Source organism: Mycobacterium sp. E2989, assembly GCF_001667595.1.
In the GTDB taxonomy this organism is placed as follows: domain Bacteria; phylum Actinomycetota; class Actinomycetes; order Mycobacteriales; family Mycobacteriaceae; genus Mycobacterium.
This window is the reverse complement of the sequence record NZ_LZJX01000082.1, coordinates 41,623-54,904: the sequence shown is the minus strand read 5'-3', so window position 1 is coordinate 54,904 and position 13,282 is coordinate 41,623. Positions and strand designations below refer to the sequence as shown.

General features: G+C 69.3%; 12 protein-coding genes and 1 pseudogene. 9 read left to right on the top strand and 4 right to left on the bottom strand.

The window, feature by feature from the left end:
• Positions 1 to 559: pseudogene (locus A5680_RS26050) on the top strand (hypothetical protein); the annotation flags it as partial.
• Positions 560 to 563: 4 nt separating this feature from the next.
• Here the strand turns inward: A5680_RS26050 and A5680_RS14870 are convergent.
• The 4 genes from A5680_RS14870 to A5680_RS14855 form a co-directional block, all read right to left on the bottom strand.
• Positions 564 to 1,607 (bottom strand): LLM class F420-dependent oxidoreductase, encoded by a 1,044-nt coding sequence (locus A5680_RS14870; RefSeq protein WP_055404795.1) that lies wholly within the window; start codon positions 1,605 to 1,607, stop codon positions 564 to 566.
• A gap of 94 nt (positions 1,608 to 1,701) precedes the next feature.
• A complete protein-coding gene (locus A5680_RS14865) occupies positions 1,702 to 2,541 on the bottom strand; it encodes a dienelactone hydrolase family protein (protein ID WP_055404784.1) in 840 nt (279 codons plus the stop codon).
• Between the two features lie 23 nt (positions 2,542 to 2,564).
• On the bottom strand, positions 2,565 to 2,786 hold the full coding sequence (locus tag A5680_RS14860; protein WP_055404785.1) for an Rv1535 family protein: 222 nt from the start codon (positions 2,784 to 2,786) through the stop codon (positions 2,565 to 2,567).
• Positions 2,787 to 3,193: 407 nt separating this feature from the next.
• The gene (locus tag A5680_RS14855; protein ID WP_055404786.1) at positions 3,194 to 3,643 is read right to left on the bottom strand and encodes a DUF2510 domain-containing protein; all 450 of its coding nucleotides are present in this window, start codon (positions 3,641 to 3,643) and stop codon (positions 3,194 to 3,196) included.
• Positions 3,644 to 3,726: 83 nt separating this feature from the next.
• Between A5680_RS14855 and glmS the strand changes: the two genes are divergently transcribed.
• The 8 genes from glmS to alr all read left to right on the top strand — a co-directional run bounded on the left by glmS (position 3,727) and on the right by alr (position 13,255).
• The gene (gene glmS, locus A5680_RS14850) at positions 3,727 to 5,592 is read left to right on the top strand and encodes a glutamine--fructose-6-phosphate transaminase (isomerizing) (protein WP_055404787.1); all 1,866 of its coding nucleotides are present in this window, start codon (positions 3,727 to 3,729) and stop codon (positions 5,590 to 5,592) included.
• A 156-nt stretch (positions 5,593 to 5,748) separates the two neighbouring features.
• Entirely contained in the window at positions 5,749 to 6,639 is an 891-nt protein-coding gene (locus A5680_RS14845) for a DUF4436 domain-containing protein (protein ID WP_055404796.1), read from the top strand.
• Positions 6,640 to 6,686: 47 nt separating this feature from the next.
• Positions 6,687 to 7,526, top strand: coding sequence for a DUF4436 domain-containing protein (locus A5680_RS14840; RefSeq protein ID WP_067820508.1), 840 nt, complete (start codon positions 6,687 to 6,689; stop codon positions 7,524 to 7,526).
• Positions 7,523 to 8,368, top strand: coding sequence for a DUF4436 domain-containing protein (locus A5680_RS14835; RefSeq protein WP_067820483.1), 846 nt, complete (start codon positions 7,523 to 7,525; stop codon positions 8,366 to 8,368). The genes A5680_RS14840 and A5680_RS14835 overlap by 4 nt, the downstream gene beginning before the upstream one ends.
• An 89-nt stretch (positions 8,369 to 8,457) precedes the next feature.
• Positions 8,458 to 9,135: a rhomboid-like protein gene (locus tag A5680_RS14830; protein WP_067820480.1), complete on the top strand. Its 678-nt coding sequence runs from the start codon at positions 8,458 to 8,460 to the stop codon at positions 9,133 to 9,135.
• A gap of 33 nt (positions 9,136 to 9,168) precedes the next feature.
• Positions 9,169 to 10,590 carry an NAD(P)H-hydrate dehydratase gene (locus tag A5680_RS14825; protein WP_067820505.1) on the top strand — a complete coding sequence of 474 codons (1,422 nt, stop codon included), beginning with the start codon at positions 9,169 to 9,171 and terminating at the stop codon, positions 10,588 to 10,590.
• Between the two features lie 14 nt (positions 10,591 to 10,604).
• Positions 10,605 to 11,987: a glutamate decarboxylase gene (locus A5680_RS14820; protein WP_067820477.1), complete on the top strand. Its 1,383-nt coding sequence runs from the start codon at positions 10,605 to 10,607 to the stop codon at positions 11,985 to 11,987.
• A gap of 101 nt (positions 11,988 to 12,088) precedes the next feature.
• On the top strand, positions 12,089 to 13,255 hold the full coding sequence (gene alr, locus A5680_RS14815; protein WP_197281302.1) for an alanine racemase: 1,167 nt from the start codon (positions 12,089 to 12,091) through the stop codon (positions 13,253 to 13,255).
• The last annotated feature ends 27 nt before the right edge of the window (positions 13,256 to 13,282 follow it).

Genomic DNA, 13,282 nt, shown 5'->3' with positions numbered 1-13,282 from the left:
AGGTCCGACCGCCCGCTTCGACTCCCCGGGCGATCTCGGGCCCGGATACCAGCCGCCGCGGCCGGCCCCGCCCAGCGCATCGCCCGTGGCGGTCGGCGCGGGATCCACCGGCGGGCTCGGCGGTGGCGGGGACGGCCTGCTCGGGCTGGCCGGCAGGATCGTCGATGCGGTCGGTGGGCTGATCGGCTCGACGGGCGACGGGTCGGGGGTTACCGATGCCCTCGACGACGGGGATGCCCTCGACGACGGGGATGCCTTCGACGAGGACCCCTTTCAGCCCGACGACGCGGACGACGAGCCCGCGGAGAAAGGAGAGGCCACACCCGACGGGGCGGTGCAGCCGGTCGAAGCGGCGACGCCGGAGGGTGCACCAATGCCCGAGGAGGTGCCGGTGCCCGAGAACGCGCCCATGCCGGCGGACGCGCCGGTGCCGGAGGCCCCGCCGCCGGGGGCGCCCGCGCCGGATGCGGCGCCGGCGGGCGAACCGCCTCCGCCGGGGACCGATGGCAAGACGCCCTGCGAGATCGCCGCCGACCAGCTGCCGCAGGCGGGGCAGTGACCGCTCAGGAGGGGCGCAGCTGCAGGATTTCCTCGATAAAACGCAGGGATTCGGCGCGGTCGTTGCCCAGCGGGCTGAGCAACATGGTCGTCACGCCGGCCTCGGCGAAGGCGGCCAGGCGTTCGGCGACGTATCCGCGCGGGCCGACCAGCGACATGCCGCGCACCAGTTCGTCCGGCACCGCGTCGATCGCCTCCTTCTTGCGGCCCGACAGGTACAGCTCCTGGATACGGTCGGCCACGTCGCCGAACCCGTAGCGGGTGGCCAGGGCGTGGTAGAAGTTGCGGCCCTTGGCGCCCATCCCGCCGAGATACAGCCCCAGCTGCGGCTTGACCCACGCCAGCCGGTCGTCGACGTCGTCGCCGATGGCCACCGACGCGTGCACCATCACGTCCAGCGGCCCCAGCGCGGGATCCCGCTTGGCCGCGCCGGCCGCCAGCGCGTCGCCCCAGACCGACGCGGCCTTGTCCGGCAGGTAGAACACGGGCTGCCAGCCCTCGGCGATCTCGGCGGTGAGCTCGACATTCTTCGGGCCCAGCGCGGCGATCGTGATCGGAATGCGTTCGCGCACGGGGTGATTGATGAGCTGCAGGGACTTGCCCAGACCTGTCCCGCGGTCGGCGGGCAGCGGGATTTGGTATTGCTTGCCGTTGTGCTGCAGCCTTTCCCGCCGCCACACCTTGCGGCAGATCTCCACGATCTCGCGGGTGCGGCCCAGCGGGGCGTCGAACTCCACGCCGTGGAAGCCCTCGATCACCTGCGGCCCGGAGGTGCCGATGCCGAGCCGAAATCGCCCGTCGGACACGAAGTCCAGGCCCGCGGCGGTCATCGCCAGCAGCGACGGCGTGCGGATGTAGATGGGAAACACCCCCGAGGCCAACTCGACGGTGTTCGTCTTGGCGGCCAGATAGCCGAGCTGGCTCACGGCGTCGAACGCGTACGCCTCGGCAACCACGGCGATGTCGATGCCGGCCTTCTCGAGTTCCACCACGCGGTCCACGGCCTGATGAAAGCCGCCCGAATAATCCAGAGCGATCCCGATTCGCATCAACGACAGATACCACGACCGCACCGACGGGCGGCGTTTCGGGTTTCCTCGACGATCCGGTTCGGCACAGTTGGGCAATTACCCAGATGCCGCGTCACTTCAACAGCGCGACGATCTTCTCTTCCAACGCGACCGGCGGCGCCTCGGGATCCAGCGCGTCGGTCTTGGGCAGCTGCACATCGGGATCGGCGAAGTCGCGGTAGGTCTTGTCGCCACCCAGCGTGTAGAGCAGGTAACCGGTCAGCAGGGCGCGCACGGTCCGCTGCGTGCGCCGGTGCGGGCTAGCCAGGCCGAACACCTTCGTCAGCCGCCGGCCCTCGACCAGTCCGCCGGGCTGGGCCTTGCTGACGATGCGCAACGTGGCCGCGTCCCACGCGCGCGACAGCGACAGGGCGTTGGAGGTCAGCGAGTGCGGATCGCCCGGCGCGGTCAGGATCAGCCCCGGCAGCTTGAGCGTCCGGGCCGGATCTTCGGCCGGGGGGCTGGTGACGGCGGGAAACAGGGCCGCCGCCGCGGCCAGCTTGTTCGGCATGCCGGCCGCGGCGAACACGGCGGCTGACCCGCCGAAACCGTGCCCGACGGCGCCGAGCTTGGCCGGATGCACGCTGATCTTGCCCGGGCCCAGGCGCACGCCCGACACGATGTCCAGCGCGGTGCCGAGGTCGTAGGCGAGATTCAACACGGACGGGGCCAGGCCGCGTTCGGTGTCGGGTGCGCCGGCGACGATGCCCCACGACGCCAGGTGTTCGAGCAGACCGGCATAGCGGGCGGCCTTGGTGAGCCAGTCGTGGCCGAACGCGATCCCGGGCAGATTCAGCCCCGCCTCCGGCGTGTACACCACCCCCGGCAGCCCGGCGAACGCCAGGTCACCGCGCAAAACGCGATGCGGGCCACGGCGTTGCAGGGCTGCGAAGAGCTTGCGGGTGCGGGCCACGCGTCGACGTTAGCGCATCGCGGCTAGGCCCTGACTTCGATCACACCCACCCGCCACAGCGCCGCGTACATGTGGCGCAACGGGATGCTCAGCACCCGGGCCGCGGCGTCCACCATCGGGTCGCCGCTGCTGAGCGGCGCACGGTGACGGCGCCGGGGCGCGGGCGTGGTCGTGGGCGCGGGAGCCAGCGTCAGGGCGGGCGCGGGCGAGCTGGTTACCACGTCGTCGAACAGGACAGCAGTCATGATTCTCCCCTTGAAGGAATACAGAATTTCGGATTAACAGTTATGAACAAGCGGTTTACGCGTAGTTTGAATTTTCTGGCCAAGCCGAATTAACGGCGAGGCGTTAAACGCGATTACCGGGTAGCTAGACAATCGGCATTGATGTCTGTATTAAACGGTTATTGTGGAAGAAGATATGGTTGCGCTGCGCGCGTTCTCACCGGTGGATCTGCGATTCCCCAGGTGGTGATCATCTTGCGGGCGTCAACGAGCCGTCCTTTCTGCTGACTTCGGTGGGAGCCAGTCCTAGCCGATAAGCAGAATTCTAAGTAGCTGAATTGCTAGAGCGATGACGCATGCGAAAACGCCACAAATACATCAGGTGAAAAACGTTTCTGCCGTTTATGAAGACGGTGTGAAGCGGAAGCTCAGCGTCCTTGCGCCGGAAAACCGGGCGGATGCGTCCACGACGTCCACCGGGCCCCGTCCCAGTAGCGCTGTCCGGGCCCCGACGGGTCCTGATACCAACCCGGCGGCGGGCCGGCGGCGGGCGGGGCCGGGATGTGGCCGGCGGCGGGCGGGGCCGGGATGTAGCCGGCGGCGGGCCCGGCGCCGTAGCCGGCGGGGGCGGGCTGCGCGGCCAGCCTGCGCACCTCCCGGATCGCGTTCCAATTCGAGATCAGCGCGATCCAGTTCATGACCAGCACCGACAGCAGGCTCCACCAACCCGCCAGCAAGTTGAGGGTCTGCGCCGAGCGGTATGCGCGTTCGCACTGTTCGAGTGTGCCGGTGAAGGTGTAGCGACGGTTATACCAGAGCACGAGGGCGCCGATGTGCTCGGTGAGCCGGACGGAGAACTGGCGGTACGGGTCGCTCAAATCGGGCCTTTCGCGCAGGTGGGCGGCCTAACCCTACCCGCGGAGTGCGGGCTGGGGGTGCGGCCTGCACTACCCTGGTTCAAATGTGCGGAATTGTCGGCTACGTCGGGCAGCAGCCTGCCTGCCAGGTCGTCATGGATGCGCTGCGCCGGATGGAGTACCGCGGCTACGACTCGTCGGGCATCGCACTGGTCAACGGCGCCGGGACGCTGACCGTGTGCCGCCGGGCCGGCCGGCTGGCCAACCTGGAGGACGCGGTCGCCCAGATGCCGGCCGAATCGCTTGGCGGAACCACCGGCCTGGGCCACACCCGGTGGGCCACCCACGGGCGCCCGACGGACCGCAACGCGCACCCGCACCGCGACGCCGCCGGCAAGATCGCCGTCGTCCATAACGGCATCATCGAGAACTACCCCAGCCTGCGGCACGAGTTGGAGGCCGAGGGCGTCGAATTCGTCAGCGACACCGACACCGAGGTCGCCGTGCACCTGGTGGCGCACGCGTACCGGCACGGCGAGACCGCCGGCGACTTCCCCGCCTCGGTGCTGGCCGTGCTGCGCCGGCTGGAGGGCCACTTCACCCTGGTGTTCACCAACGCCGACGAGCCCGGCACCATCGTGGCCGCCCGCCGCTCCACCCCGCTGGTGCTCGGCATCGGCGACGGGGAGATGTTCGTCGGCTCCGACGTCGCGGCGTTCATCCCGCACACCCGCGACGCCATCGAACTCGGCCAGGACCAGGCCGTGGTGCTCACCGCCGACGGCTACCGGATCACCGACTTCCACGGCAACGCCGATGTCGAGTACCGCGAGTTCCACATCGACTGGGACCTGGCCGCCGCGGAAAAGGGCGGCTACGAGTACTTCATGCTCAAGGAGATCGCCGAGCAGCCCGCCGCGGTGGCCGACACCCTGCTGGGGCACTTCGTCGACGGCCGGATCGTGCTGGACGAACAGCGGCTCTCCGATCAGGAGCTGCGCGAGATCGACAAGGTGTTCGTGGTGGCCTGCGGCACCGCGTATCACTCCGGGCTGCTCGCGAAGTACGCGATCGAGCACTGGACCCGGCTGCCGGTCGAAGTGGAACTGGCCAGCGAATTCCGCTACCGCGACCCGGTGCTGGACCGCAGCACCCTGGTGGTCGCCATCTCCCAGTCCGGGGAGACCGCTGACACCCTGGAGGCCGTCCGGCACGCCAAGGAGCAGAAGGCCAAGGTGCTGGCGATCTGCAACACCAACGGCTCGCAGATCCCGCGCGAGTGTGACGCCGTGCTCTACACCCGCGCCGGCCCCGAGATCGGCGTGGCCTCCACGAAAACGTTCCTGGCCCAAATCACCGCCAATTACTTGGTGGGGCTGGCGCTGGCCCAAGCCCGCGGCACCAAATACCCCGACGAGGTCGAGCGGGAGTACCAGGAGCTGGAGTCGATGCCGGACCTGGTCGCGCGGGTGCTCGCGATGATCGAGCCGGTGGCCGCGCTGGCATATCGGTTCGCCCAGTCCTCGACCGTGTTGTTCCTGGGACGCCACGTCGGTTACCCGGTGGCGCTCGAGGGCGCGCTGAAACTCAAGGAACTGGCCTACATGCACGCCGAGGGGTTCGCCGCCGGCGAGCTCAAGCACGGCCCGATCGCGCTGATCGAGGACGACCTGCCGGTGATCGTCGTCATGCCCTCACCCAAGGGGCAGGCCACGCTGCACGCCAAGCTGCTGTCCAACATTCGGGAGATCCAGGCGCGCGGCGCGATCACCATCGTCATCGCCGAAGAGGGCGACGACACCGTGCGGCCCTACGCCGACCACCTGATCGAAATTCCAGCGGTGTCAACGCTTCTGCAGCCGTTGCTGTCGACCATCCCGCTGCAGGTGTTCGCCGCGTCGGTGGCCCAGGCCCGCGGCTACGACGTGGACAAGCCGCGCAACCTGGCCAAGTCCGTTACCGTCGAGTGACGATGCGTCGCGCTTGCGCGGCGAGGAGGAACGAGACAATCGGGGCCGTCGAATAGGCGCCGACAAACGAACGGCTTCGGCCGTATCGCCGCGAGATGCGCGGCCATTCCATTAGATTGCCCTCTGGAACAGCAACTCCATGGGGTGAGGAGCAGCATGCGACCGGCGGTCAGAAGGCTCGCCACGGTGGGAATCATCGTGCTCGTTCTCGGGACATACATCGCGCTGATCGGCCTCTACAAGGACACCGTCGAAGGGTCCGCCCCCGGCACCCTGAGCGACAACGCGGAGACCGCCAGCCAGAGCATGGCGACCCTGACCGTGGAGGAGATGCAGTCCAACTACAGCGCCGTCGTCGCCAATGTGGCTGTCGCACCGGGGCCCTCGCTGCTGGATCCGGTCACCCACCGCCTCAAGGAAGATCTGGTGCTGCGAATCAGATCGTCGGCCCAGCCCAGTCGCAAGGACTATTCGCCGGGCATGCTTCCCGGCGTCTTCCCGCTGCCGCTGACCATCGCCGGTCACCTGGAACGCTGGCCCTTCGACAACTACGAGTCGGGGCCGATCGAGGTGCAACTCTTTCCCGGTGGAGATACGACTAAGCCCCCCATACTCATTCCGGTCAGACTCATCGACCACCTGTCGGGCTTCAAGGTCACCATGTCCAAGATCCCGGGCCACGAGGCGTACCGCATGCACGTGCGGCGCGCGCTGAGCACCGCGGTGTTCGGCATGGTCATCTGCGGCGTGCTCATCGCGATCGCCGGCCTCGCCGTCGTCGTCGCCGTCCAGACGCTGCGCAACCGCCGCAAGTTCCAGCCCCCGATGACGACGTGGTACGCGGCGATGCTGTTCGCCGTGGTGCCCCTGCGTAACGCGCTGCCCGGCCTGCCACCCTTCGGGGCGTGGATCGACGTGACGATCGTGCTCTGGGTGATCGTCGCGTTGGTGACCGCGATGCTGATTTACATCGTCTGCTGGTGGCGGCACCTGAAGCCCGAGGTTCCCGCCCCGCCGCCCGACCCGGTCCCGGCGCCTTCGGGTTGAAATCCCGTTCGCTGCAACGTTTTTCGATAATCGAGTAGGGGGTGGTCGTGAAGTTCGGCGTCGTGGCTCTGATCGTGGGGGTCGTCGGGGCGTACGTCGCCTCGGTCGCGTTGTATGCCAACAGCGGGGGACACCATCACCACCGGGACACCGCCGCGGCGGGTGACCGAAGCACGGCCACGCTGGTGATCGAGGACATTCAATCGAACTACAGCGTGCTGATGGCCAACCTGTCCATCTCGCCCGCGTCGGGCCTGCTGGATCCGGAGACCCAGCACCTCAACCAAGACCTCAGTCTGCGAGTGCGATCCGTGGCGACGCCGACCCGCCGCACCTGGACCAAGGGCATGCTGCCCGGGGTTTTTCCCGTTCCGCTGACCATCGCGGGGGAGATCGAGAATTGGCCCTTCGACCGCTACGGGTCGGGGCCGGTCGAGATCGAGCTCATGCGCGGCGGCAGCGAAACCGTCGCCGAACGGCTGCCGGTGACCTTCGTCAACCACCTTTCCGGTTGGCAGGTGTCCACCGAGGGGGCCGGTCCTTACCGGGTGAGCGTGCACCGCTCGCTGAGCGCCGCGGCGTTCGGCCTCGTCATCTGCGGCGTGCTCGTCGCCATCGCAGGGCTGGGCCTGTTCGTCGCGGTTCAGACGGCGCGCAACCGCCGGAAGTTTCAGCCCCCGATGACGACGTGGTACGCGGCGATGCTTTTCGCGGTGGTGCCGCTGCGCAACGCGCTTCCCGGCTCGCCGCCGTTCGGCGGCTGGATCGACATCACCCTGGTGCTCTGGGTGCTCGTCGTCCTGGTGTTGTCCATGCTGCTCTACATCTCCTGCTGGTGGCGCCATCTGCGACCCGAGGTGACCGCGGCGCCGGCGAACCCAGCATGAGGTTCGCCGTCGTCGGTGTCATCGCGTCCCTCATCGCGGCATACGTCGCGTCGGTTGCGCTGTACGCCCACAGCCGGACGGCGCATCACCGGGCCGAAGTCCCGGCGGCGGGCAGCACCAGTACCGCAACGTTTTCGGTCGAAGACGTGCAATCGAACTACAGCGTGCTGGTGCTCAACCTGTCCATCTCGCCCGGATCGTCCATGCTGGACCCGCAGACGCAGCACCTCAATGAAGACCTCAGCCTGTGGGTCCGGTCCGCGGCGACGCCGGTCCGGCGCAGCTGGACCAAGGGCATGCTGCCCGGGGTGTTTCCGGTCCCGGTGACCATCGCCGGGGAGATCGAGCGCTGGCCCTTCGACCGCTACGAGTCGGGGCCGATCGAGGTCGAGCTGTTGCACGGCGGCGAGGGGGGCGTCCCCGAGCGCTTGCCCGCGACGTTCGTCAACCACCTTCCCGGCTGGCAGGTCCACGCCAACAACGGCGGCGGGCTCGGCCCGTACCGGGTGAGCCTGCAACGATCCCTGAGCGCTGCGGCGTTCGGCGTCGTGATCTGCGGCGTGCTGATCGCCATTGCCGCTCTGGGCCTGTTCGTCGCGGTTCAGACGGCGCGCAACCGGCGAAAGTTTCAGCCCCCGATGACGACGTGGTATGCGGCGATGCTTTTCGCGGTGGTGCCGCTGCGCAACGCGCTTCCCGGCTCGCCGCCGTTCGGCGGCTGGATCGACATCACGATCGTGCTCTGGGTGCTCGTCGTGTTGGTGATCTCGATGCTGCTCTACATCACCTGCTGGTGGCGGCATCTGCGTCCCGACGCCGAACCACCGGCGAAGTCGGCCTGACGCGTTTGCCGTCTAACCGGGACGGCGCGTCGCGAGCGTGCGAAGGTGATGACGTGACGGATGCACCGGTGCGGTCCCGACTGCGCAGCATGGGCCTCGCGGTCTGGCACTACGTCAGCGGCGCGCCCCTGACCTACGGGTGGCTCATCGTCCTGCTGATCACGACGCTCCTGCAGCACTGGCTGCCCCAGCGGCAACTGCACAAGATGCTGATGCACCATTCCACCAACATCCACGGGCTGGCGCGCGATCCGCTCGACGTGCTGTTCTCCAGCCTGTTGTGGATCGACGGGTACAACCTGACGCCCTACCTGCTGCTGTTCACGCTGTTCCTGGCGCCGGCCGAACACTGGCTCGGTCAATTGCGTTGGCTCACAGTGGGATTGAGTGCCCACATCCTGTCCACCTATTTCAGCGAGGGTCTGCTGTATCTGGCGATCGAGCAACGCGACGCGTCGGAGCGGCTGGTGAACGCCCGCGACATCGGCGTGAGCTACTTCCTGGTCGGGGTGATGGCGGTGCTGGCCTATCACATCGCGCCGCCGTGGCGGTGGGGCTATCTGGCCGTGCTGTTCATCATTTTCGGCTTTCCGTTGATCACGATGGACCGTATTGAGCTGAACTTCACCGCAATCGGGCATTTCACCTCGATCCTCGTCGGGCTCTGCTTCTACCCGATGACGCGGCACATGGACCCCCGGCAGCTCAGCCCGGCCCGGCTGCGGGCCGCGATGCGGCGGCGCCGCTCGCCCGAGGCATCGGCCTGATCCGCGCGGCCGCCGACCCGTAATGTGGCAATGGTGCGGCACTACTACTCCGTAGACGCTATCCGCCAGGCCGAGGCGCCGCTGCTGGCCAGCCTGCCCGACGGGGCCCTGATGAGGCGCGCGGCCTTCGGCCTGGCCGCCGAGATCGTCGCCGAACTGCGGGCCCGCGCCGGCGGGGTGTCCGGCCGCCGGGTGTGCGCGGTCGTCGGCTCGGGTGACAACGGCGGCGACGCGCTGTGGGCCGCCACCTTCGTGCGCGGGCGCGGCGCCGCCGCCGACGCGGTGCTGCTCAATCCGGAACGCACCCACGCCAAAGGGCTGGCGGCGTTCATCAAGTCCGGCGGCCGTGTCGTCGAAAGCGTCTCGCCCACAACCGATCTCGTCATCGACGGGGTGGTCGGCATCTCCGGCTCCGGGGCGCTGCGGCCGGCCGCGGCGCAGGTGTTCGCCGCGGTCGACGCCGCGGGTATCCCGGTGGTCGCGGTCGACATCCCCAGCGGCGTCGACGCGGCGACCGGGGCGATCCCGGGCCCGGCGGTGCGCGCCGTGCTCACCGTCACCTTCGGCGGGCTCAAACCCGTGCACGCGCTCGCCGACTGCGGGCGGGTGAAGCTGATCGACATCGGGCTCGATCTGCCGGACACCGACTTGGTGGGCTTCGAGGCGGCCGACGTGGCCGCGCGCTGGCCGGTGCCCGGCCCCCACGACGACAAGTACACCCAGGGCGTGACCGGCGTGATGGCCGGCTCGTCGACCTATCCCGGCGCCGCCGTGCTGTGCACCGGCGCCGCCGTCGCGGCCACCTCCGGCATGGTCCGCTACGCCGGCAGCGCGCACCGGGAGGTGCTCGCGCACTGGCCGGAGGTGATCGCGTCACCCACCCCGGCGTCGGCCGGGCGGGTCCAATCCTGGGTCGTGGGACCGGGATTGGGCACCGACGACACCGGCGCCGCCGCGCTGTGGTTCGCGCTGGAGACCGACCTGCCGGTGATCGTCGACGCCGACGCGCTGACCATTCTGGCCGCGCACCCCGACCTGGTCGCGGGCCGCCAGGCGCCCACCGTGCTGACCCCGCACGCGGGTGAATTCGCCCGCCTGGCCGGCAATCCGCCCGGTGACGATCGGGTGGGCGCGTGCCGGAAGCTGGCCGACGCCCTCGGTGTCACGGTGTTGCTCAAGGGCAACGTCACCGTGATCGCCGATCCGGGCGGCCCGGTGTACCTCAACCCGGCCGGCCAATCCTGGGCGGCCACCGCCGGTTCCGGCGACGTGCTGTCCGGCATGATCGGCGCGCTGCTCGCGGCGGGCCTGCCGGCCGCGGAGGCCGCGGCCCCGGCCGCGTTCGTCCACGCGCGGGCCGCGGCGCTGTCGGCCGCCGACCCGGGCCCCGGTGACGCGCCGACGTCGGCGTCCCGGATCGTGCCGCACATCAGGGCCGCGCTGGCCGCCCTATAACGAGAGGATCCCAAGTGCCCCAACATCCTTCATTGCCCGCGCACGCCATCGCCCCCGCCTACACCGGCCGGCTGTTCACCGCGCCGGTGCCCGCGCTGCGGATGCCCGACGAATCGATGGACCCGGAGGCCGCCTACCGCTTCATCCACGACGAGTTGATGCTCGACGGCAGTTCGCGGCTGAACCTGGCCACCTTCGTGACCACCTGGATGGACCCCGAGGCCGGGCGGCTGATGGCGGAGACGTTCGACAAGAACATGATCGACAAGGACGAGTACCCGGCGACCGCGGCCATCGAGCAGCGCTGCGTGTGCATGGTGGCCGACCTGTTCCACGCCGACGGCCTGAACGACGCCGACCCCTACAGCGCCTGCGGGGTGTCCACGATCGGCTCCAGCGAGGCGGTCATGCTGGGCGGGCTGGCCATGAAGTGGCGGTGGCGGCAGAGGGCCGGCAAGGAATGGAAGGGCCGCACCCCCAACCTGGTGATGGGATCCAACGTCCAGGTGGTCTGGGAGAAGTTCTGCCGCTACTTCGACGTCGAGCCGCGCTACCTGCCGATGGAGGAGGGGCGCTACGTCATCACCCCCGAGCAGGTCGTCGACGCCGGCGCCGAGGACACCATCGGCGTGGTGGCCATCCTGGGCACCACCTACACCGGCGAGCTGGAACCCGTCGCCGAGATCTGCGGCGCGCTGGACAAGCTGGCGGCCGACGGCGGCGTGGACGTGCCCGTGCACGTGGACGCCGCCAGCGGGGGGTTCGTGGTGCCGTTCCTGCACCCGGAGCTCAAGTGGGACTTCCGGCTGCCCCGGGTGGTGTCCATCAACGTCAGCGGGCACAAGTACGGGCTGACCTACCCCGGCGTCGGGTTCGTGGTGTGGCGCAGCAAGGAGCACCTGCCCGAGGAGCTGGTGTTCCGGGTCAACTACCTCGGCGGCGACATGCCGACGTTCACGCTGAACTTCTCCCGCCCGGGCAACCAGGTGGTCGGCCAGTACTACAACTTCCTGCGGCTGGGCCGCGACGGCTACACCAAGGTGATGCAGGCGCTGTCCGGGACGGCCCGCTGGCTGGGCGAGCAACTGCGGGTCAGCGATCACTGCGACCTGATCTCGGACGGCTCTGCGATCCCCGTGGTCGCCTTCCGGCTGGCCAAGGACCGCGGCTACACCGAGTTCGACGTCTCCCACGAGCTGCGCACCTACGGCTGGCAGGTGCCCGCCTACACGATGCCCGACAACGCCACGAACGTCTCGGTGCTGCGCATCGTGGTGCGCGAGGGACTGTCCGCCGACCTGGCCCGGGCGCTGCACGACGACGCCACCTCGGCGCTCGCGTCGCTGGACAAGGTCAAGCCGGGCGGGCACTACGACGCGCAGCACTTCGCGCACTAGGTTGCGCGCCCAACGTCGACTTGTTGGGCTGACCAGGCCGGATGTTCGCCAACAAGTCGACGCTCGACGGGCGGTTCGGCACTTCTGGGACAATGGCCGCCGTGGCCGTTACCCCGATATCCCTGACCCCGGGCGTCCTCGCCGAGGCCCTGGTGGACCTGGGCGCCATTGAGCACAACACGCGGGTGTTGTGCGAGCACGCGGGGCGCGCGCAGGTGATGGCGGTCGTCAAGGCCGACGGGTATGGCCACGGCGCCAGCCAGTCCGCCCGCGCGGCGCTCGCCGGCGGGGCGGTCGAGCTGGGCGTCGCCACCGTCGCCGAGGCGCTGGCGCTGCGCGCCGACGGCATCACCGCGCCGGTGCTGGCCTGGCTGCACCCGCCCGGCATCGACTTCGGGCCCGCGCTGCTTTCCGACGTGGAGATCGCGGTGTCGTCCGAGCGCCAGCTGGGCGAGCTGCTGGACGCCGCGCGCCGCACGGGCCGCACCGGGACCGTGACCCTCAAGGTCGACACCGGGCTGAACCGCAACGGCGTGCACCCCGCGCGGTACCCGTCGATGCTGACCGCCCTGCGCCGGGCGGTCGCCGAGGAGGCCATCCGGCTGCGCGGGCTGATGTCCCACATGGTGTTCGCCGACCAACCGGCCAACCCCGTCAATGACCTTCAGGCCCAACGCTTCAGCGACATGCTGGCGCAGGCGGGCGAGCAGGGGGTGCGGTTCGAGGTCGCCCACCTGGCCAACTCGTCGGCCACCATGTCGCGTCCCGATCTGGCCTTCGACCTGGTGCGGCCCGGCGTCGCCGTGTACGGCCTGAGCCCCGTCCCCGAGCTCGGCGACATGGGGCTGGTCCCGGCGATGACGGTGAAATGCCCTGTGGCGCTTGTGAAGTCGATCAGCGCCGGTGAGAGCGTCTCGTACGGGCACACCTGGACCGCGGAGCGTGACACGAATCTGGCGCTGTTGCCGGTGGGCTACGCGGACGGCATCTTCCGCTCGTTGGGGGGGCGGCTGGAGGTGTTGATCAACGGCAAGCGACGGCCCGGGGTGGGGCGAATCTGCATGGACCAGTTCGTCGTCGACCTCGGCCCCGGCCGGCCCGACGTGGCCGAGGGCGACGAGGCCATCCTGTTCGGCCCGGGCAACCGCGGGGAACCCACCGCGCAGGACTGGGCCGACCTGCTTGGCACCATCCATTACGAAGTGGTGACCAGCCCGCGCGGGCGCATCACCCGGACCTACCGCGAGGCGCGAACCATTGAGCCGTGAGAGAGCCCGCAGGCGCCAGAAGGGGGC

Coding starts and splice junctions, on each gene's coding strand:
- A5680_RS14870 (WP_055404795.1), bottom strand. CDS start 1,607: ATGCGAATCGGGATCGCTCTGGATTATTCGGGCGGCTTTCATCAGGCC.
- A5680_RS14860 (WP_055404785.1), bottom strand. CDS start 2,786: ATGACTGCTGTCCTGTTCGACGACGTGGTAACCAGCTCGCCCGCGCCC.
- glmS (WP_055404787.1), top strand. CDS start 3,727: ATGTGCGGAATTGTCGGCTACGTCGGGCAGCAGCCTGCCTGCCAGGTC.
- A5680_RS14845 (WP_055404796.1), top strand. CDS start 5,749: ATGCGACCGGCGGTCAGAAGGCTCGCCACGGTGGGAATCATCGTGCTC.
- A5680_RS14835 (WP_067820483.1), top strand. CDS start 7,523: ATGAGGTTCGCCGTCGTCGGTGTCATCGCGTCCCTCATCGCGGCATAC.
- A5680_RS14830 (WP_067820480.1), top strand. CDS start 8,458: ATGGGCCTCGCGGTCTGGCACTACGTCAGCGGCGCGCCCCTGACCTAC.